Annotated in this window: 20 protein-coding genes and 1 other annotated feature (1 of these 21 cut by a window edge); of the genes, 8 read left to right on the top strand and 12 right to left on the bottom strand. The window is 54.8% G+C overall.

Annotation, left to right across the window (positions count from 1 at the left end; translation table 11 throughout):
* Positions 1 to 16 (bottom strand) — a sequence feature (ROSE (Repression Of Heat Shock gene Expression) occurs in the 5'-region of heat shock genes and acts as an RNA thermometer to modulate expression.) (it extends 58 nt beyond the left edge of the window).
* A 242-nt stretch (positions 17 to 258) separates the two neighbouring features.
* Entirely contained in the window at positions 259 to 591 is a 333-nt protein-coding gene (locus tag ROR01S_RS20780; RefSeq protein WP_015585467.1) for a YceK/YidQ family lipoprotein, read from the top strand.
* Position 592: 1 nt separating this feature from the next.
* On the opposite strand, the gene ROR01S_RS20775 is transcribed toward ROR01S_RS20780, so the two are convergent.
* The 12 genes from ROR01S_RS20775 to dnaA all read right to left on the bottom strand — a co-directional run bounded on the left by ROR01S_RS20775 (position 593) and on the right by dnaA (position 15,719).
* On the bottom strand, positions 593 to 1,819 hold the full coding sequence (locus ROR01S_RS20775; protein ID WP_004869154.1) for a YidR family protein: 1,227 nt from the start codon (positions 1,817 to 1,819) through the stop codon (positions 593 to 595).
* Positions 1,820 to 1,870: 51 nt separating this feature from the next.
* The gene (locus tag ROR01S_RS20770; protein WP_071934242.1) at positions 1,871 to 3,208 is read right to left on the bottom strand and encodes an MFS transporter; all 1,338 of its coding nucleotides are present in this window, start codon (positions 3,206 to 3,208) and stop codon (positions 1,871 to 1,873) included.
* Positions 3,209 to 3,383: 175 nt separating this feature from the next.
* Entirely contained in the window at positions 3,384 to 4,532 is a 1,149-nt protein-coding gene (gene dgoD / locus ROR01S_RS20765; protein WP_004869158.1) for a galactonate dehydratase, read from the bottom strand.
* Complete coding sequence (locus ROR01S_RS20760) at positions 4,529 to 5,146, bottom strand: 2-dehydro-3-deoxy-6-phosphogalactonate aldolase (RefSeq protein ID WP_004869159.1); 618 nt, start codon at positions 5,144 to 5,146, stop codon at positions 4,529 to 4,531. Before ROR01S_RS20760 ends, dgoD begins: the two co-directional genes overlap by 4 nt.
* Positions 5,147 to 5,287: 141 nt before the next feature.
* Positions 5,288 to 6,202 carry a 2-dehydro-3-deoxygalactonokinase gene (locus ROR01S_RS20755; RefSeq protein WP_032718447.1) on the bottom strand — a complete coding sequence of 305 codons (915 nt, stop codon included), beginning with the start codon at positions 6,200 to 6,202 and terminating at the stop codon, positions 5,288 to 5,290.
* The gene (gene dgoR / locus ROR01S_RS20750) at positions 6,199 to 6,888 is read right to left on the bottom strand and encodes a D-galactonate utilization transcriptional regulator DgoR (RefSeq protein WP_004869163.1); all 690 of its coding nucleotides are present in this window, start codon (positions 6,886 to 6,888) and stop codon (positions 6,199 to 6,201) included. The genes ROR01S_RS20755 and dgoR overlap by 4 nt, the downstream gene beginning before the upstream one ends.
* A 236-nt stretch (positions 6,889 to 7,124) precedes the next feature.
* Positions 7,125 to 8,255, bottom strand: a complete 1,131-nt coding sequence (locus tag ROR01S_RS20745; protein ID WP_162268845.1) for a BamA/TamA family outer membrane protein — start codon at positions 8,253 to 8,255, stop codon at positions 7,125 to 7,127.
* 271 nt (positions 8,256 to 8,526) lie between these two features.
* A complete protein-coding gene (yidA, locus tag ROR01S_RS20740; protein WP_064359845.1) occupies positions 8,527 to 9,339 on the bottom strand; it encodes a sugar-phosphatase in 813 nt (270 codons plus the stop codon).
* A 213-nt stretch (positions 9,340 to 9,552) separates the two neighbouring features.
* Positions 9,553 to 11,967: a DNA topoisomerase (ATP-hydrolyzing) subunit B gene (gene gyrB / locus ROR01S_RS20735; protein ID WP_004869170.1), complete on the bottom strand. Its 2,415-nt coding sequence runs from the start codon at positions 11,965 to 11,967 to the stop codon at positions 9,553 to 9,555.
* Between the two features lie 28 nt (positions 11,968 to 11,995).
* The gene (recF, locus tag ROR01S_RS20730) at positions 11,996 to 13,069 is read right to left on the bottom strand and encodes a DNA replication/repair protein RecF (protein ID WP_064357711.1); all 1,074 of its coding nucleotides are present in this window, start codon (positions 13,067 to 13,069) and stop codon (positions 11,996 to 11,998) included.
* 138 nt (positions 13,070 to 13,207) lie between these two features.
* Positions 13,208 to 14,308 (bottom strand): DNA polymerase III subunit beta, encoded by a 1,101-nt coding sequence (gene dnaN, locus ROR01S_RS20725; protein ID WP_004869173.1) that lies wholly within the window; start codon positions 14,306 to 14,308, stop codon positions 13,208 to 13,210.
* Between the two features lie 4 nt (positions 14,309 to 14,312).
* Positions 14,313 to 15,719 (bottom strand): chromosomal replication initiator protein DnaA, encoded by a 1,407-nt coding sequence (dnaA, locus tag ROR01S_RS20720; protein ID WP_004869176.1) that lies wholly within the window; start codon positions 15,717 to 15,719, stop codon positions 14,313 to 14,315.
* Positions 15,720 to 16,041: 322 nt separating this feature from the next.
* Between dnaA and ROR01S_RS27780 the strand changes: the two genes are divergently transcribed.
* The 7 genes from ROR01S_RS27780 (at position 16,042) to ROR01S_RS20700 (ending at position 20,760) form a co-directional block, all read left to right on the top strand.
* On the top strand, positions 16,042 to 16,122 hold the full coding sequence (locus ROR01S_RS27780) for a hypothetical protein (protein WP_418325380.1): 81 nt from the start codon (positions 16,042 to 16,044) through the stop codon (positions 16,120 to 16,122).
* Between the two features lie 218 nt (positions 16,123 to 16,340).
* Positions 16,341 to 16,481 carry a 50S ribosomal protein L34 gene (gene rpmH, locus ROR01S_RS26485; RefSeq protein WP_004871828.1) on the top strand — a complete coding sequence of 47 codons (141 nt, stop codon included), beginning with the start codon at positions 16,341 to 16,343 and terminating at the stop codon, positions 16,479 to 16,481.
* Positions 16,482 to 16,496: 15 nt separating this feature from the next.
* Positions 16,497 to 16,856 (top strand): ribonuclease P protein component, encoded by a 360-nt coding sequence (rnpA, locus tag ROR01S_RS26480; RefSeq protein ID WP_049264554.1) that lies wholly within the window; start codon positions 16,497 to 16,499, stop codon positions 16,854 to 16,856.
* Positions 16,820 to 17,077: a membrane protein insertion efficiency factor YidD gene (yidD, locus tag ROR01S_RS26475; RefSeq protein ID WP_015585463.1), complete on the top strand. Its 258-nt coding sequence runs from the start codon at positions 16,820 to 16,822 to the stop codon at positions 17,075 to 17,077. The genes rnpA and yidD overlap by 37 nt, the downstream gene beginning before the upstream one ends.
* Positions 17,078 to 17,079: 2 nt before the next feature.
* Positions 17,080 to 18,726 carry a membrane protein insertase YidC gene (gene yidC, locus ROR01S_RS20710; protein ID WP_004869180.1) on the top strand — a complete coding sequence of 549 codons (1,647 nt, stop codon included), beginning with the start codon at positions 17,080 to 17,082 and terminating at the stop codon, positions 18,724 to 18,726.
* 83 nt (positions 18,727 to 18,809) lie between these two features.
* Complete coding sequence (gene mnmE / locus ROR01S_RS20705; protein ID WP_004869182.1) at positions 18,810 to 20,174, top strand: tRNA uridine-5-carboxymethylaminomethyl(34) synthesis GTPase MnmE; 1,365 nt, start codon at positions 18,810 to 18,812, stop codon at positions 20,172 to 20,174.
* 181 nt (positions 20,175 to 20,355) lie between these two features.
* Positions 20,356 to 20,760: a GNAT family N-acetyltransferase gene (locus tag ROR01S_RS20700; RefSeq protein WP_004869184.1), complete on the top strand. Its 405-nt coding sequence runs from the start codon at positions 20,356 to 20,358 to the stop codon at positions 20,758 to 20,760.
* The last annotated feature ends 81 nt before the right edge of the window (positions 20,761 to 20,841 follow it).

Here is a 20,841-nt window from a genome sequence, read left to right as displayed (position 1 = left end):
GGTCGTTATTACCCGGAATACCCCGCAGGCGTATCCTCATCGGGTCACATTGCTAAAATGTGGCTCATTCCGCCGTTTTCAAGCGCCAAAAACCATTTTTTTTTGCAGTTTCCTGTCGATTGCTTAGACTGGGTGGAAAGCACAAAAGGCAAAATGCGATGCCTGCCACAGTGCGGTGCAATAACGCTAGGCATTCATGGAATGGCTCGATATAACCGATATAACGGTTACCTCAATGCCCGAAACAACGATGGAAGAATGATGAAAAGCGGTCTGTTAAAGCTGATCCTGTTCAGCGGGATGGTTGGTCTGAGCGGTTGCTCCAGCGTGATGTCACATACCGGCGGAAAGGAAGGAAGCTATCCGGGAACTCGCGCCAGCGCGCAAATGCTGGGTAACAGTGATGCCAACTGGGGAACAAAATCCCTGGTCGCACTCGATATGCCCTTCACCGCGGTGATGGACACGCTGCTGCTGCCGTGGGATATGTTCCGTACCGACAGCTCGATAAAATCACGCGTCGAGAAAAGCGAGAAGGACTCGCTGGCGACCAACGCCGTGATTCCACCAGCGGCAATGCCAGCGCCTTGATTTAAAACTCGACGTCGGTTATCCACAGCTGTCGATAGCCATTCACATCTTGCATCCAGGCAAGGTGTTTCCCGTCCGGTGAAAACACCACAGCATCCGCTGAAGGTGGGTTTTCATGATCGGCAGTCAAAAATGTAATTTCACCGCTCCGGGCATGACAGATAGCCATGCGGTTATCCAGCACAAATCCCAGCCACTCCCCTGACGGGTGCCAGTTAAAAGCCGATTGAATATCATTAACATTGTGGGTTAGCTGCCGCAGATCGCGCCCCTGGGGTGAAATCAGCCATAGCTGCACCACTCCCGCCTCGTCGCGCATCAGGAAGGCAATCTGCGTTGCCTGCGGGTTGGCCCGCACCCAGTGCCGCGGCGTATTGACCAGCCCCGGATAGCGTCGATGGTGGGTAAAGGTTAAACGTCTCTGCATTACTCCGGCCGGCGGTGCAGGCATGGTGGTCTCCGTACCGGCCAGCGGTGCATCGCCCTGTTGCTTCCAGTCCTGCTCGCTCTCCGGTAGCGTCACAATAAACAGCTCAGGGATTCTGGCGCCATTGATCGACAGCGTATCGCCGATAAAGGCCAGCGCGTGGTTCCCCACCCAGCCTTCTTCGTATGCACGGTTAATCTCATCGCTGCCCGGCACCGGCGTCGGCGTTGTTCGGCTGACCAGAACGCTCCAGTGGCTGCCGCCATATTCACGCGGATGCTGCCCGCGCGGCGTGACCGGGCCATAAGGGGTCGCGACGCCGACGTTTCGCAGGTCAAGGGAGGCCGAGCGTTGATGCAGGACATGATCGTTATAGGTGAAGCTGACGAACTGCCCGTTTGGGCTATAGACATGGACATGAGTGCCGCCGCGCAGCGCACCCGGCGTATACGGTGCGGTGATATCCATCGCATCAAGGTTGTGCGTCGCGCCTTGATACGTCACCACGCCGCGACGATGGTGGAAATCATATTGCCAGTTTTCATCCGGATGTTCCGGACCGTGTATAAAGACATATTTATCCATCGCAGGATGAACGGTCACCACACCGACATGAGCCCCGTGTTGCGCACCATAGAGGATCTCTACGGCCCCGGTTTGCACATTGACCCGTTCAATCGTCTTCCCGGTAAAGGAGGCTCCCGACGGACGAACGTCAAAAACCAGCCACTGGCTGTCCGCAGTCCAGGTGCGCGTGTTGGTTAGCTGATGATGGCGGGGAGCAAAGGTGACTTGTTTCATAGAGATACCCTGATGCACAACGTTCACATCAGGGTATAGCATCGGACAGGATTAGCCTACACGTTTAACATCGCCCACCAGCAGGATATAGGACAGGGCGCCCATCAAGGCGACCGCAGCGATATAGACCAGGGCCGGGCCAAAGCCATAGTCCTGAGCCAGATAACCAATAACCAGCGGAACGGTAATCCCTCCCAGCCCTCCCACGAAATTAAACACCCCGCCCGTCAGGCCAATCAGACGCATCGGTGCCAGCGAAGAGACCAGCGACCAGGTAATAGAGGCAAAACCGTTACCGAAAAACGCCACCGCCATCAGTACCATGATCCACACCGGGTCATTGGTGTAGTTCGCACCCATGATGCAGGTTGAAATCAGCAAACCACAGATAATCGGCGTTTTACGGGCCACGCCAAGCGAGAGACCTTTTTTCACCAGTCGATCGGCCAGCCAGCCGGAGAGCAGAACCCCAAAGAATGCGGCGAGGAAAGGCACCGTGGTCATAAAGCCGGCCTTCAGAGCGGTAATACCTTTCTCTTGCGTCAGGTAGTTCGGGAACCAGGTCAGGAAGAACCAGAGCGTGGACGTCACGGCAAACTGCCCCAGATAAACGCCTATCAGCTTACGGTGAAAGACCAGCTTCCAGTCGGCTTTGGTCAGCGGCTGTCGCGCCTCTTTTTTCGCGGGCGCATCGCCATCCACCAGGCCACCGCCGTCGCGAATATAATCCAGCTCCGCTTTGCTGATGCTTTTCGTCTGACGCGGCGGCTGATAGACCTTGAACCAGATTAATGACCAGACAATACCGATGCCGCCGGTCACGATAAATACCCAGTGCCAGCTTAGCATTTCCTGAATCCAGATCAGCAGCGGCGTGAGGAAAGCCAGTCCGACAAACTGCCCGGAAGTATAAAACCCCACCGCGGAAGCACGTTCATGTTCCGGGAACCAGCTGGTCACCATCCGATTATTGGTCGGAAAGGCCGGCGCTTCAAATATTCCGGTAATCGCCCGCAGACCAATCAATGACATCAGTCCGGTGGCAAACCCCTGAAACAGGGTGGCCACCGACCAGCCGAAGATCGCAATAAAGTAGGTCAGACGCGAGCCAACCCGGTCCAGAAACCAGCCGCCAGGAATCTGACAAAGCGTATAAAGCCAGGCAAAAGCAGAAAAAACGTAGCCCATTTCCGCTTTAGTGATCCCAAACTCCTCCTGAATATGGGCGGATGCTACGGCGAGATTGGCGCGGTCAACATAGCAAATGACGACGGTAATAAAGATCATAACCAGCGTCAGATAACGACGACGCCCAGGTTTTGCAGCAGTTACTGAAATATCCATAGCAATCTGTCTCCAGATTTTGGGCATAGCGAAGCCGCTCACCATGCCCTGTAGTTTACAGAGGGTGTATTTAAAATTTATATTTTTGCTTACGAATGCTCTAAATAGTTCACGTTGCAGGAAGGCGGCAAGATTGCAAATCCCCGGGAGCTTACATTAGTAAGTGACCGGGGTGCGCAATCGCAGCCAACGCACCTGTGGCGTGAAATATGAAGAGCATTTACCATTCCGCGACGGAGCCATCCTCATGCCGCCACAACGGGTTACGCCAGTCCGGCGCATTTTGGCTGAGTTCGATTACCCGGGCCTCATCAATTTCTACACCCAGCCCCGGCTTCATTAACGGTTTAAAGAAACCGCCGGTCATATTGAAGTCCTCTTTATTCTTCACAAAATCAAGCAGCTCGGCACCCTTGTTGTAATGAATCCCCATGCTTTGCTCCTGGAATACCGCATTGCGCGAGACAAAATCGATATGCAGGCAGGCAGCCAACGCCACGGGTCCCAGCGGGCAATGCGGCGCCAGCGCCACATCGTACGCTTCCGCCATCCCGGCGATTTTATAGCATTCGGTAATACCGCCGGCATGTGACAGGTCCGGCTGCAGAATAGCCAGCCCCCCCGCCTCCAGCACACGTTTAAACTCAAAACGTGAGAACATCCGCTCACCGGCCGCAATAGGAATATGCGTTTGTGCCGCCAGCTTCGGATAATATTCCGCCTGCTCTGCCAGCACCGGCTCCTCAATAAACAGCGGGCGATATTGTTCCAGCTCTTTAATTAAAACTTTGGCCATCGGGGCGCTAACGCGACCATGAAAATCGAGACCAAATTCAATTTCGTTGCCGAACGCTTCACGAATTTGCGCCACGGTATTCACCGCCGCATCCACCGCGCGTGAATTATCAATCACGCCCATCTCTTCACAGCCATTTAATTTAAAGGTATCAAAACCAATTTCACGCAGCTTTTTAATACCATCAATGACTTCAGCAGGACGGTCGCCGCCCACCCAGCTGTAAGCTTTGATGCTGTCACGTACCAGTCCTCCCATTAGCTGCCAGACCGGCGCATTCAGCACCTTACCTTTGATATCCCACAGCGCCTGGTCAATACCGGCAATGGCGCTCATCAGAATGGGGCCACCGCGATAAAAACCGGCCCGGTACATCACCTGCCACAGATCGTTGATGCGTGCCGGATCCGCGCCAATCAGATATTCCCCTAGCTCGTGAACGGCCGCTTCCACGGTACGCGCACGTCCTTCAATCACCGGTTCACCCCAGCCAACAACGCCTTCATCCGTTTCAATTTTCAGAAACAGCCAACGCGGGGGTAAACGATAGGTGGTGAGTTTGGTTATTTTCATTGCACTGCCTCCCGATACGCTTTAACAAATGCGGTTGCCTGCTGGGCGGTACGCTCGACGGACTGTCCGGCGCGATAAAGATCGCTGCCCAGCCCGGCACCGGCACAACCGGCATCAATCCATTGCGACAAATTCTCCGGCGTTACACCGCCAACGGCGAACACAGGAATCTCCGGCGGTAATACGGCTTTCAGCGCCTTGATATAGTCCGGCCCAAACGCAGAGGATGGAAAGACCTTCAGCGCCTGCGCGCCTGCGTCAAGCGCGGTAAAGGCTTCGGTAGCCGTAGCGCATCCCGGACAGACGGTCATGCCGTAGCCCACCGCCCGGCGAATGACGTCTGCCTGAATGTTGGGCGTCACAATAAGCCGGCAGCCCATTTTCGCCAGTTCATCAACCTGCTCCGGTTGCAGCACGGTACCTGCGCCAATCAGCGCCTGTTCGCCAAACGCCTCAACAATCGCCGGAATGCTCTGCTGCCAACGGGGAGAGTTCAACGGGATTTCGACGGCGTCGAATCCGGCGTTAATCACTGCGCCAACGTGGGCCAGCGCCTCTTCCGGCGTCACGCCGCGCAGAATTGCGATGAGTGGAATCTTTGTTTGCCACTGCATTTGCGATGCTCCTTAGTTACACAAAGCCATTAAGAATGCGTCAAGACGCCCGCCTGAAAATCCTCAGACGTACACTCAATTCAGCGATCGGGTAGCCCCGTCGCTCAGGAACAGACTGGAACACTGCGCCCAGCGGGCGCGTCAGGGATAAGGAGCGGGACGAATCGCGCCCGGATGTAGCAAGGAGGCAGATTGAATAATGAAGCGTATACCCGCCTGAAATGCCGCATCGCCATCGACCGTCGCCACGTCGCGCCCAAGAGCATGAAATGCCTGAACGTAACGCGAGGCCAACGACGATCCTGAAACCAGCGTTATCGCCTGCGACCCGGCAAACTGTTCACTCATCGTGGCCACTTCAGCGCCAATCAGCAGGCCGGATAAAAACTCACTGACCTGCTCACGTGGAAGCGAACCCAGCACATGGGCCGCACGAACCTCGAAAAGCTGTGGCAATACGTCAGGAGACGTCAGCCCGCGATCGAGCCCGGCACGGAATGCGGCGGGTGCGAATATTTGCTCCGGTAACCCTGCGCCGACCAGAGAATGGCGCAGCAGCAGATGATGCAGTTCACCGGTCATGACGGTGCGAAAATCATGGATCTGCTGGCTGTCGGCCTGCACCCATTTACAATGGGTGCCGGGCATAACATAAACAGAAGTGGATGAAAGGGTCTGCGCCCCGAGCAGCTGCGTCTCTTCACCGCGCATCACGTTATGGTGATTATCACGAGAGACGCACAGGCCTGGGACAATCCAGATATTGTCGCCAACGGCCGTCAACTGCTGACCAATGTCCGAAAAACTGACGGGAACCGGCAGATAAGGGGCGGTTTTCCATCCCACGTTACTGCCCACCATTCCCGCCATCACTACCGGAGTCGCACCATCCCTCCAGTTTTCGGTTATATCGCTAAACACCGCCGCCGGGGACCTGCCGTTCAGGCGAGTGACGCCAGCTTCTGATTGCCTGCTCTCCAGGCATTCATCGCCCTGATAAAGCCAGGCGCGCAGATTGGTCGATCCCCAGTCAATTGCGATGTAGCGAGATGTCATGTGATTTCCTTCAGCCTTCGTGTTGAGCTGGCGATCATGGTGAGCGCCGCCTGCTCCGCCGCTTCGCTATCCTGATGCCGGATGGCATCAAACAGCGCCTTATGTTCCTGGAGGGTTTTCGGCATGTTGCCTTCATCCCCCATCCAGGTTCGTTCAAATACCGCTCTCTGCAGCGAGCTGATTGCCACGCTCAGCTGCTGTAACACCGGGTTATGGACCGACTGCAGCACCGCTTCGTGATAGCGAATGTCGGCTTCGTTAAACGCGTCCCGGTCCTGGTTGTTGGCGATCATGTCGTTGAGCGCATCTTCAATTTGTGCCAAATCGCTCGAGGTTGCGCGCTCTGCAGCCCAACGGGCGATGGCCGGTTCAACCAGGTTACGGACTTCGCTCATAGCGCCGATAAGGCGCGGGTCGTAATCATGCTCAAGCACCCACTGCAGCACCTCGGTATCCAGGTAATTCCAGTGGTTACGCGGCGAGACGAAAGCACCACGATAACGCTTCATTTCAATCAGCCGCTTCGCCATCAAAGAGCGAAACACTTCGCGAATAATATTGCGTGAGGTTTCAAACTCTTCACACAGTTCCGCTTCAGCCGGCAGTGCCGATCCGGGAACGTACTTGCCCCCTACAATCTGGCGACCCAGCGTCACTATGATGCGGTCGGTTTTAGTCAGGTTCATGGCATGTCCTTTAAGAAGTCACTCTGCCTTACTTTACCCTGACTGCCGGTTTTTACCTCACCTTTGCAGTACAAACGTGATGCTCTTCGCCATCTGTTGTGCCACATAGTAGTACCAAACAACAATGTTGTACTACAATTTAGATCACAAAAAGAACAATTGATAAAATAAAAAAAGCGAACCGGAAGGCCGCAGTCAGAAGGGAAGTCAGAATAAGAGGGCGAGGTACAAAACGATCAGAAGGCTTCACCAACCTGGAAGTAAAAGCCGCTGCTGCCTTTGCCGATACCATAGTCCAGGCGAATATTCACCCGAGGTTTAAATTCAAAGCGATAGCCAACGCCCGCCGTCGGTAGCCAACGGCCGTCATTCAGAGAATCAACGGAAGGTCCCATCGTCCCTGCGCCAACCCAGGCAACAATGCCATGGCGCCAGGTCAGCTGGCGACGATACTCCAGCTGGGCGCTCAGCACATTTTTATCGCGATAGCGCCCCTGATAATAACCGCGCATGCGTTCATCGCTGCCGAGAAGCGGCAGCATGCTCCAGGGGACATCGCCCTGAGTAAATACTCCGTCGGCCTCCCAGGCCAGGACGCTTTTTTCGCTGAGCGCGGTGTAGCGGCTGTAGTGAAGATGCCATTCATCAAATCGGGTATCGCTCCCCAGCCCCGGAGCATAGTGGGTATAGCGGAGGTCCGCATACTGGCCCTGACGAGGGTTCGGAACAAAATCCCGATCGTCCCAGTTCATATCGATGCTGAAGCCAGAGCTGAATACCGAGGGCCCCTGAGGAGTGCTTTCAATTTTGGGCAAATTGTCGCGGTCCATCTCATCGGCATTCTGGGCGGCCAGTGACCAGCCCACGCCAAGATACACATTGTCCACCAGCTGTCGATACACGGTGGGCCGCAGCGTCAGTACCTGCGCGGTATATTTCTCTTTGCCACCGTCATTATCGGCAGCAGTGAAACCTTGTCCCCAGTAATAGGTTGGCGTATTGGCCAGCGAACCTTCGACGAAGATGCGCCAGAGATCGTCGGCAAAAAAGGCGTAGTTTTTTACGCTAATACCAAAGGCGCCGGTGGAACTGGCGTAACCGCTGAGCGTTAACGTCGAGTTTTGACTAACGGTATCGGCGGGATCGGGACGATACATGCCGACAATCGCGGTGCCGATTCCCAGACCGAGCTCCGGCGTGTAGAACGGTCCGGGCATTACGCCCCAGTCGATCCCTTTCGAAGCATCGAACTGGTCGCTGGCGCCCAGGTTTTTTAACCAGTCATCAATATGTTCCCGGCTCAATGCTTGCGCCTGCGCCTGCCCGATAAAAGAGCATGCGGTACAACACAGAATGACGCTACGCAGCGTGCTCAAAAACGTTTCTCTCCGGGATAAAGGTGATGACGGCCCGCAATGCGAAATCGCGTCGGGTTTGAGTATAGTTGGCATCCAGCATGACTTTTCGAGGGCGGTACGGATTCATCAATTTAAGAAGGAAAGCTTATCGAATTTGCAATAATGAAGGGGAGACTTCTGTGCGGACTGGCGTGCAGTGAGGCAAAAAATGACGAAGTGGTTCATTTTAGGCATCGTCAAGGTGGAGTCAGGCCCGAAATCATCGGGCCTGAAGATCGGGTCAGGATAAAACGTACTTCTCAATCGCCCAGGCTACACCATCTTCAAGGTTCGATTTGGTGATGAAGTTAGCGGCTTCCTTCACGGTCGGAATCGCGTTATCCATCGCTACGCCGACGCCAGCAAACTCAATCATCGCAATGTCGTTTTCCTGATCGCCAATCGCCATGATCTCTTCCTGCTTGATATTCAGCGCATCGGCCAGAGACTTCACGCCGGTTCCTTTATTGACGCGCTTATCGAGGATTTCGAGGAAGTACGGCGCGCTTTTCAGCACGGTATACTTCTCTTTGACTTCCGCCGGGATACGGGCGATAGCCTGGTCAAGGATTGCCGGCTCATCGATCATCATCACCTTCAGCAGCTGGATATTCGGGTCCATATTTTCTGCTTCGCAGAAGACCAGCGGAATCGTCGCCACGTAGGATTCATGCACCGTGTAGTAGCTCACATCGCGGTTCGCGGTATACAGCGTATTGCGATCGAGAGCATGGAAGTGGGAGCCGACATCGCGGGAAAGCTGTTCAAGATAGCGGTAGTCATCATAGCTCAGCGCTGTTTGCGCCATGGTGCTGCCGTCGCTTGCCTTCTGTACTAATGCGCCGTTGTAGGTGATGCAGTAGTCTCCCGGCTGTTCCATGTGCAGCTCTTTCAGATAGCTATGCACACCGGCATACGGACGGCCGGTGGTGAGCACAACGTTGACGCCACGCGCGCGCGCCGCGGCAATCGCGGTTTTAACAGCAGGAGAGATGGTATGGTCAGGCAGCAGCAGCGTACCGTCCATATCAATTGCAATCAGTTTTATAGCCATGAGATCCCCAGGTAAGATGAGTCCTGGGCCATGCTAACGCGATTCCGCTCAAAAAACAGCAACAGAAGAAGGGGAAAACGAGGATAGGATCGAAACGAGGAATTCCTCTTTTAGGCCAGTGGAACGCCCGGATAGTGGCGCCAGGCACCCTATCCGGACAGCATATTCCGTCGCCCCGGCCGGCATCGCGCCACCGGGGACCAGCAGATAAGCTTAGATATCGATGTTCGCCGCTTTCAGGGCGTTTTCTTCGATAAAGGCGCGGCGCGGTTCTACGGCATCGCCCATCAGGGTGGTGAACAGCTGATCGGCAGCAATCGCATCCTTCACGGTCACGCGCAGCATACGGCGGCTATCCGGATCCATGGTGGTTTCCCACAGCTGATCCGGGTTCATCTCGCCCAGCCCTTTATAGCGCTGGATAGACAGACCACGACGGGATTCTTTCACCAACCAGTCCAGCGCCTGCTCGAAGCTGGCCACCGGCTGGCGGCGTTCGCCACGTTCGATAAACGCGTCGTCTTCGATAAGCCCACGCAGTTTCTCACCCAGCGTGCAAATACGACGATACTCACCGCCGGTGATAAACTCGTGATCCAGCGGATAGTCGGTGTCCACCCCGTGGGTACGCACGCGGATAACCGGTTCGAACAGATGCAGCTCGGCATTTTCGTGAACATCGAATTTCCACAGGCTGCCGTGCTGCTCTTTCTCATTCAGGTCGGTCACCAGCGAATTCACCCAACGGGTCACGGTCTGCTCATCAGACAGATCGGCTTCGTTCAACGTCGGCTGATAAATCAGCTCTTTCAGCAGCGCTTTCGGGAAGCGACGTTCCATGCGAACAATCATTTTCTGCGTCGCATTGAACTCGGCAACCAGTTTCTCTAGCGGTTCACCCGCCAGGGCCGGGGCGCTGGCATTGGTGTGCAGCGTTGCGCCATCAAGGGCGATAGAGATCTGGTATTGATCCATCGCTTCATCGTCTTTGATGTACTGTTCCTGCTTGCCTTTCTTCACTTTGTACAGCGGCGGCTGTGCAATGTAGACATGGCCACGTTCAACAATTTCCGGCATCTGACGATAGAAGAAGGTCAACAGCAGAGTACGAATGTGCGAGCCGTCGACGTCCGCATCGGTCATGATGATGATGCTGTGATAACGCAGTTTATCCGGGTTGTACTCGTCGCGACCGATGCCGCAGCCAAGCGCGGTAATCAGCGTCGCCACTTCCTGAGAAGAGAGCATTTTATCGAAGCGGGCTTTCTCGACGTTGAGGATTTTACCCTTCAGCGGCAGGATTGCCTGGTTCTTACGGTTACGGCCCTGCTTCGCAGAACCGCCCGCCGAGTCCCCTTCCACGAGGTACAGTTCGGAGAGCGCCGGGTCGCGTTCCTGGCAGTCTGCCAGTTTGCCCGGCAGGCCAGCCAGGTCCAGCGCACCTTTACGGCGGGTCATTTCACGCGCACGACGCGCGGCTTCACGCGCACGGGCCGCATCAATAATTTTGCCAACCACGATTTTGGCGTCAGACGGGTTTTCCAGCAGATATTCATTCAGCAGTTCGTTCATCTGCTGCTCTACCGCCGTCTTCACCTCGGAGGAGACCAGTTTGTCTTTGGTCTGTGAGGAGAACTTCGGATCCGGAACCTTCACGGAAACCACGGCAATCAGGCCTTCACGCGCATCGTCGCCGGTGGCGCTGACCTTCGCTTTTTTGCTGTAACCCTCTTTATCCATATAGGCGTTCAGGGTACGGGTCATCGCCGCACGGAAGCCCGCCAGGTGCGTACCGCCGTCGCGCTGTGGAATGTTGTTGGTAAAGCAGTAAATGTTCTCCTGGAAACCATCGTTCCACTGCAGCGCGACTTCTACGCCAATACCGTCTTTTTCGGTGGAGAAGTAGAAGATATTCGGGTGGATCGGCGTTTTGTTCTTGTTGAGATACTCAACGAACGCCTTGATGCCGCCTTCGTAGTGGAAATGGTCTTCTTTGCCATCACGCTTGTCGCGCAGGCGGATAGACACCCCTGAGTTCAGGAATGACAGCTCACGCAGGCGTTTTGCCAGGATTTCGTATTCGAATTCGATGACGTTAGTGAAGGTTTCATAGCTCGGCCAGAAACGCACCATGGTACCGGTTTTTTCGGTATCACCGGTGACTGCCAGCGGTGCCTGCGGTACGCCGTGGGCATAGATCTGACGGTGAATCTTGTTATCGCGCTGAATCACCAGCTCCAGTTTCTGTGACAGGGCGTTAACGACAGAGACGCCCACGCCGTGCAGACCACCGGAGACTTTATAGGAGTTATCATCAAATTTACCGCCTGCGTGCAGTACGGTCATGATGACTTCAGCTGCCGACACCCCCTCTTCCGGGTGAATACCGGTCGGAATACCGCGGCCATCGTCCTGTACGGAGACAGAGTTATCGCTATGGATAGTGACAACGATGTCTTTACAGTAACCTGCGAGCGCTTCGTCGATAGCGTTATCCACAACCTCGAATACCATGTGGTGCAGACCGGTGCCGTCATCCGTGTCGCCGATATACATACCCGGGCGCTTACGCACCGCATCCAGCCCTTTCAGGACTTTGATACTGGAGGAGTCATAAGAATTCGACATCAACGTTTCTCGCTCATTTAAACTTAGGTTAATCCGTTATTTTACCCTTTTCCACGGTGAACATCTTCGAATTTTTGTCCGACATGTCCATTACGTGTTCAGCGCCGATCGCGCTGACGAAAACCTGTGACTGCGTGGCTTTTAAGCGGCTGGCAAGCAGTCCGCGCCGCGCATCATCAAGTTCCGAGGCAAAATCATCTATCAGATACAGACAGCGTCTCCCGCTTTCACGGGTTAAAAACTCACCCTGCGCCAGTCGTAGCGCGCACATCAGGAGTTTAAGCTGCCCACGTGACAAAGTATCTTCGACCGGCGCACCATCGGCACGAATGCGGAAATCCGCTTTGTGCGGGCCGTGGGCGGTATAGGTCAGCATGCGGTCACGCTCGAAGTTTCTCTCCAGCACTTCGGAATAATCCGTTTCTTTCTCCCAGCCGCGCTGAAAGGAGAAGGTCAGAGAGAATTCAGGTAAAAACTGTTTACAGGTATCCGCCATGTCTTCGACGATAGCGGCGCTATATTCGGCACGCCAGCGGCTGATTTGTTCCGCCAGCGGTATCAGTTCCAGATCCCAGGGACGTATCTGCGCATAGCGGCCAACCTGGCGCAGCGCGGCATTACGCTGCTTCAACAAGCGCTTCAGATTGCTCCAGGCAGTAAAGAATCCGGCTTCGTTGTGAAAGCATCCCCAGTCGAGGAACGCTCTTCTGTATTTGGGGCCGCCGTTGAGTAATGTAAACCCCTCCGGCGTAATCAGCTGCATCGGCATCAGGTGTGCCAGTTCAGCCACTTTGTGGCCGTCGGTACCGTCAATACGGACCTTGCTGTCGCCCTGTTTATCTTTAGTCAGGCCGATAGAGATTTCACGCTCCTGGCCCTGCAGGCGCCCGTGTAGCACGAACGACTCCTGCTCATGGCGAATCACCCGGCCAATTTGCAGGCTGCGAAACGCCCGACCGTGGCCGAGCGTATAGATGGCCTCGAGCACGCTGGTTTTGCCGCTGCCGTTGGCGCCAACCAGAAAGTTAAAGCCAGGAGATAAAGCGAGATCCGCATCTTCAATATTGCGGAAGTCTTTAATCAGGAGTCGGGATAGCGACATATCAACTCATAGCCAGGGCGTTATCGTCGCAGTTAGTCTGGTTACGGCCAGCGCGCAGCAACCGCAGCGTACTACAGTACGTGAGGATTGCGAGCACTGCCCGGAGCCAGAATAACAAGTAAGATAGCCCGATATTTTCTACAATCTCATGGGCATGACAACGTAGGCTGCCGATTGCGACGCCGCATCCTCAATCTGCACGCTCGATACCGAATCGGTCAGCAAAATACGCACATTTTCGCACTTCAGCGCATTAAGCACATCCAGCACATAGCTGACGTTAAAGCCGATTTCCATCTCGCTGCCGGAGTAGGAAACGTCGAGAATCTCTTCCGCTTCTTCCTGTTCCGGGTTATTGGCTGTGATTTTCAGCTGATTTTCGCTGACATAGAGACGCACGCCGCGGAATTTTTCGTTCGACAGAATCGCCGCGCGGGCAAAGGCCTGCTTAAGAATATCGCAGCCCGCATCCAGATGTTTATCCGGATTCTTCGGCAATACCCGGCGATAATCAGGGAAACGACCGTCAACCAGCTTCGAAGTGAAGATAAAATCACCGACGTGGGCGCGAATATTGTTGCTGCCAATCTGCACGCGCAGCGGCGTATCGCCGCCATCAAGCATGCGCATCAGCTCAATCACCCCTTTACGCGGCACGATCACCGAGTGATTCGGCAACGATTCACCCAGCGGCATTGAACAGACCGCCAGACGGTGTCCGTCGGTGGCAACGGTACGCAGTTCGTCACCTTCGGTTTCAAACAGCATGCCGTTTAAGTAATAACGCACATCCTGATGCGCCATCGAAAACTGCGTGGCTTCAATCAGGCGCTTCATGGTCGCCTGCGGCAGGGTAAATTCGACTTCACTCTGCCAGTCATCAAGATTCGGGAAATCGGCAGCGGGCAGGGTCGACAGCGAAAAACGGCTGCGTCCGGAACGCACCAGCATCCGATCGCCTTCCAGCTGAACGGCAATCTCCGCGCCTTCGGGCAGGCCGCGGCAGATATCAAAGAATTTTCGCGCCGGAACGGTCGTTGCACCCGCCTCATGGGGTTGAATCAGCGCAACGCGCGCCACCATTTCCATTTCGAGGTCCGTACCGGTCAGCGACAGCGCGCCATCCGAGACCTGAAGCAGCAGGTTACCGAGAATTGGCAGCGTCGGACGACCCCCTAAGGGACCGCTCACCTGTTGCAGCGGTTTTAATAAATGTTCACGTTCTACGGTAAATTTCATAGCGTCACGAGGATAATGTTCTGATTAAATTGGAAAAGTCTTCTTTGATATCGTGGCTTTCTTCACGCAGCTGCTCAATCTTACGACAGGCGTGTAGCACGGTGGTATGGTCGCGACCGCCAAACGCATCGCCGATTTCCGGCAAACTGTGGTTGGTCAGTTCTTTCGCCAGCGCCATCGCCATCTGGCGTGGACGCGCCACCGAACGGGAGCGGCGTTTCGACAACAAATCCGCTACCTTAATCTTGTAATATTCCGCCACCGTCTTCTGAATATTGTCGATGGTGACCAGTTTTTCCTGCAGCGCCAGCAGGTCGCGCAGCGCTTCGCGCACGAAATCGATGGTGATCGCCCGGCCGGTAAAGTTGGCATTGGCGATAACGCGGTTCAGCGCCCCTTCCAGCTCACGTACGTTAGAGCGTAGACGCTTGGCGATAAAGAAGGCCACTTCTCCCGGCAGACGAATGTCATTTTCGTCGGCTTTTTTCATCAGGATCGCAACACGGGTTTCCAGCTCAGGCGGCTCGATCGCCACCGTCAGCCCCCAGCCAAAGCGGGATTTCAGACGATCCTCAACACCATTGATCTCTTTCGGATAGCGATCCGAGGTGAGAATGATCTGCTGATTACCTTCCAGCAGGGCATTAAAGGTGTGGAAAAACTCTTCCTGAGAACGCTCTTTATTGGCAAAGAACTGAATATCATCGATCAGCAGGGCATCGACGGAGCGGTAGTAGCGTTTAAACTCTTCAATAGCGTTGTTCTGTAACGCTTTAACCATGTCCTGAACAAAACGCTCCGAGTGCATATAGACCACTTTGGCGTTGGGTTTGCGCGCAACAATGCCGTTACCAACCGCGTGCAACAGGTGGGTTTTACCCAGACCGGTACCGCCATAAAGGAATAGAGGGTTATATGCACCGCCCGGGTTATCGGCAACCTGACGCGCCGCCGCACGAGCCAGCTGGTTAGATTTACCTTCAACAAAGTTGTCGAAGGTGTGCTTAACGTTGACGTTAGAGCGGTAGGTCGGCTCCGCCGGGGCCGGGACGTTATCCCAGCCAGGACGCACGATCGTGGGCGCGACGCGCGCCGTTTGAACCTGCGCTGCCGGTGTAGCGGTCGCGACATGCGTATTTACCGCACCGCGTTGCGCCTGCACCGCCGGGCGGGTCCCGACTTCAAATCGCAGCTGTGGGGCATCAGCACCGCAAAAATCATTGAGGAGTCCATTGATATTATTGAGGTATTTATCCCTTACCCAATCGAGCACAAAACGGTTTGGCGCATACAGTGCCAACGTGTTATCGCTCAATTCCGCCTGCAACGGGCGTATCCACATACTGAATTCTGTGGCTGGTAACTCATCCTGCAATCGGGCAAGACACTGCTGCCAAAGCGAAAGTGACACGGCGGACTCCACTCGAACATAAAATCGATATAAAGAAAAAAAGAAACAATCGTGATTGTTGGCACACGTCGACAAGACCCTGCATTGGCCGAAAAGCCCCTGCACAAAAGGGGTGACGCGTGAACCGCTATCTGCGGTATTTATCCGATGCGGATCGGTGGATCGCGATCAGGACCGGGGATCATAGCCTAAACTGAGAAAGATATCTTGTGTTTCTCAACAGATTCTTCCCGATTTATCCACAGGAAGGATCGAAGCCGGGTAAGTGTAATCGATCCGGAGAGGAGTGAGGCACGATTTCGCCCACATATTGGAAAATTTAATGAGCTATGCTGGTTTAGGGCCTAAACGATCTAACAAAGATCCTTTGCGATCCTTGCGCTTTACCCGTCAGGCCGTATAATCCTCCACCCGGCGCGTAATGCCCGTTTTCCGTTGCCTGTCGCAGGTCATTTTTTGTGCGACAAGGTGCGAGAAATAAGGAAAGAGAATTGACTCCGGAGTGTACAATTATTACAATCCGGCCTCTTTAATCACCATCGCTGCCGCGTAAGTCGTTCGAAGTTCGTTCGGGTATACGCAAAAGTCAGTGAAATTATTCAAGTTTAGGTAGAAACCGCCATGAAACGCACTTTTCAACCGTCTGTACTGAAGCGCAACCGTTCTCACGGCTTCCGTGCACGTATGGCTACTAAAAATGGTCGTCAGGTTCTGGCACGTCGTCGTGCTAAAAGCCGTGCTCGTCTGACCGTTTCCAAGTAATAAAGCTAACCCTGCGTGGTTAAGCTCGCATTTCCCAGGGAGTTACGTTTGTTAACTCCCAGTCATTTCACTTTCGTCTTCCAGCAGCCACAACGGGCTGGCACGCCGCAAATCACCATCCTCGGCCGCCTGAATTCGCTGGGGCATCCCCGCATCGGTCTTACCGTCGCCAAGAAAAACGTCAAACGCGCACATGAACGCAATCGGATTAAACGTCTGACGCGTGAAAGTTTTCGTTTGCGTCAACATGAACTCCCGCCAATGGATTTCGTGGTGGTGGCAAAGAAAGGGGTTGCTGACCTCGATAACCGTGCTCTCTCGGAAGCGTTGGAAAAATTATGGCGCCGCCATTGTCGCCTGGCTCCCGGGTCCTGATAGGCCTTATACGGGTCTATCAGCGCCTGATTAGTCCGCTACTCGGGCCGCATTGTCGTTTCACGCCAACCTGTTCAAGCTACGGAATTGAGGCATTGCGCAGGTTTGGAGTGATAAAAGGCAGTTGGTTGACAGTGAAACGCGTATTAAAATGCCACCCTTTACACCCTGGTGGTGACGATCCCGTCCCGCCTGGACCATTTGATACCAGAGAACACTAACGATGGATTCGCAACGCAATCTTCTTATCATCGCTTTGTTGTTCGTGTCTTTCATGATCTGGCAAGCCTGGGAGCAGGATAACAATCCTCAGGCTCAGCAACAGACCACGCAGACAACGACCACAGCAGCGGGTAGCGCCGCCGACCAGGGCGTACCGGCCAGTGGCCAGGGGAAACTGATTACGGTAAAAACCGATGTGCTTGAGCTGACCATCAACACCCGCGGTGGTGATGTGGAGCAAGCGCTGCTTCCGGCTTATCCGAAAGCACTGAAGTCGACTGAACCGTTCCAGTTACTGGAAACCACGCCACAGTTTATCTATCAGGCTCAAAGCGGCTTAACCGGTCGTGATGGCCCGGATAACCCGGCTAATGGAGCCCGCCCGCTGTATAACGTCGATAAAGATGCGTTTGTGCTGGCGGAAGGCCAGAACGAAATCGTCATTCCGCTGACGTATACCGATAAAGCAGGCAACGTCTTCACCAAAACCTTCACCCTGAAACGCGGTGATTATGCGGTGAACGTGGGTTATAACGTGCAGAACGTTGGCGAAAAACCGCTGGAGATTTCTACCTTCGGTCAGCTGAAACAGACTGCCAACCTGCCAACCGCCCGCGATACGCAAACCGGTGGCCTGTCTACGATGCACACCTTCCGTGGCGCCGCGTATTCAACGTCTGAATCGAAATACGAAAAATATAAATTCGATACCATCGTCGATAACGAAAACCTGAACGTCAGCACCAAAGACGGTTGGGTGGCGATGCTGCAGCAGTACTTCACCACCGCATGGGTTCCGCAAAACAGCGGTACCAACAACTTCTACACCGCCAACCTCGGCAACGGCGTTGTCGCCATCGGCTATAAATCGCAGCCGGTACTGGTGCAGCCGGGTCAAACCGACAAGCTGGAAAGCGTTCTGTGGGTCGGCCCGGCCATTCAGGACAAAATGGCAGCCGTCGCGCCGCACCTGGATCTGACCGTCGACTACGGCTGGCTGTGGTTCATCTCCCAACCGCTGTTTAAGCTGCTGAAATTCATCCACAGCTTCCTCGGCAACTGGGGCTTCTCGATCATCGTTATCACCTTTATCGTTCGTGGCATCATGTACCCGCTGACCAAAGCGCAGTACACCTCCATGGCGAAGATGCGCATGCTGCAGCCGAAGATTCAGGCAATGCGTGAGCGTCTGGGCGATGACAAACAGCGTCAAAGCCAGGAAATGATGGCCCTGTATAAAGCAGAAAAGGTCAACCCGCTGGGTGGCTGCTTCCCGCTGATTATTCAGATGCCAATCTTCCTTGCGCTGTACTACATGCTGAGCGCCTCGGTTGAACTGCGTCATGCGCCGTTTATCCTGTGGATCCACGACCTGTCAGCACAAGACCCGTACTACATCCTGCCGATCATCATGGGCGCGACGATGTTCTTCATTCAGAAGATGTCTCCGACCACCGTGACCGACCCGATGCAGCAGAAGATCATGACCTTTATGCCGGTCATCTTTACGGTGTTCTTCCTGTGGTTCCCGTCAGGTCTGGTGGTTTACTATATCGTCAGCAACCTGGTGACCATTATTCAGCAGCAGCTGATTTACCGTGGTCTCGAGAAGCGTGGTCTGCATAGCCGCGAGAAGAAAAAGAGCTGATACTCTGCTTAAACCGCAGTAGCATCAATGCCAGAGAAGGCGGTCAATAGACCGCCTTTTTTACATTTACATAGAGAGTCATCATGAGCCATAACGACACTATCGTCGCCCAGGCAACCCCACCGGGACGCGGTGGTGTGGGCATCCTGCGCATCTCCGGCCTCAAAGCACGCGACGTCGCGCAAGCGGTTCTCGGCAAGCTGCCAAAACCGCGCTACGCCGATTATCTGCCCTTTAAAGATACCGACGGCACGCCGCTGGATCAGGGTATTGCGCTATGGTTCCCCGGCCCAAACTCCTTTACCGGTGAAGATGTGCTGGAACTCCAGGGCCACGGCGGCCCGGTGATTCTGGATCTGCTCCTGAAACGAATCCTGACGCTGCCGGGCGTGCGTATCGCCAGGCCCGGGGAGTTCTCTGAACGCGCGTTTCTTAACGATAAGCTCGATCTCGCCCAGGCTGAAGCGATTGCTGACCTGATTGACGCCAGTTCCGAGCAGGCAGCACGCTCGGCGCTGAACTCGCTGCAGGGCGCCTTCTCTGCCCGGGTGAATCATCTGGTGGAAGCGCTGACCCATCTGCGTATCTATGTCGAAGCCGCTATTGACTTCCCGGATGAGGAAATCGATTTTCTTTCCGACGGTAAAATCGAAGCCCAGCTCAACGGCGTGATTGCCGATCTTGATGCCGTTCGCGCCGAGGCCCGCCAGGGCAGCCTGCTACGCGAAGGGATGAAAGTGGTGATCGCCGGTCGCCCGAACGCCGGGAAATCGAGCCTGCTGAACGCGCTGGCCGGGCGCGAAGCGGCGATCGTGACCGATATTGCCGGAACCACCCGCGATGTACTGCGCGAGCATATCCATATCGACGGCATGCCGCTGCATATCATCGATACCGCAGGACTCCGCGATGCCAATGATGAGGTTGAGCGCATTGGTATTGAACGTGCCTGGCAGGAAATCGAGCAGGCTGACCGGGTACTGTTCATGGTGGACGGTACGACCACCAGCGCCGTCGACCCGGCGGAAATCTGGCCAGACTTTATCGAGCGTTTACCGGCGAAACTGCCGATTACCGTGGTCCGAAACAAAGCTGACGTCACCGGCGAAACGTTGGGTATCAGTGAAGTGAATGGCCACTCACTGATTCGACTGTCGGCGCGAACCGGTGAGGGCGTAGATGTCCTGCGCAACCATCTCAAGCAGAGCATGGGCTTCGATACCAACATGGAAGGCGGTTTCCTCGCCCGTCGTCGTCACCTGCAGGCGCTGTCAGAAGCCGCCAGTCATCTCCAGCAGGGCAAAGCGCAGCTGCTTGGCGCCTGGGCCGGTGAACTACTGGCCGAAGAGCTACGGCTCTCGCAACAGGCGTTGAGCGAGATCACCGGCGAATTCACCTCTGATGACCTGCTGGGGCGCATTTTCTCCAGCTTCTGTATCGGTAAATAACGCATCATCAATATACCTTGGTGAGCATGAACTAACCTGCATCAACTTAATGTTTATGCAGGTTTTTTTATTTTCCTGACCGGAGGTTTTTCCTTTCATCTCACGATCTCACCGACGCAAGGTTGCTTCCTACAACGTGGCATCATTAAATGTCATGAGCCTCCCACAACAGGATACCGCCATGACTTCTGATTACGCCGTTATCGAGACCGTCCCGTCGGCAGAGGATTTTTGCCGTTTACGACGGATCTCCGGCATGTCACCGCGCCCGCTGGAGGGCGTGATAGCCGGATTGCCGCGCAGCTGCTACGGCGTCCATATTCTCTGGCAGGGAATTCCGGTTGGCATGGGTCGCATCGTCGGTGATGGCGCCGTTAATTTCGAGATAGTCGATGTCGCGGTCGATCCGGCGCACCAGGGAAAAGGGCTGGGTAGACTGATTATGGAGAATATTGTCCGCTGGCTGGATGCCAATGCCTTTCAGGGCGCGTATGTTTCTCTGGTTGCCGATGTCCCCGAGCTGTATGCGAAGTTTGGTTTTACTTCCGTGCGCCCGGCCAGCGATGGCATGGCCAAAGTCTGGTAGTTCATCGCAGAACGCAGCGAGGGTTTTTCCTCTCAGGAAATCATTGTTGTCCAAATGGCAACTCGTACTGCCGCGCAATAG

It is taken from the genome of Klebsiella ornithinolytica NBRC 105727 = ATCC 31898, assembly GCF_001598295.1.
GTDB lineage: Bacteria > Pseudomonadota > Gammaproteobacteria > Enterobacterales > Enterobacteriaceae > Klebsiella > Klebsiella ornithinolytica.
This window is presented reverse-complemented; position numbering and strand designations above follow the sequence as displayed.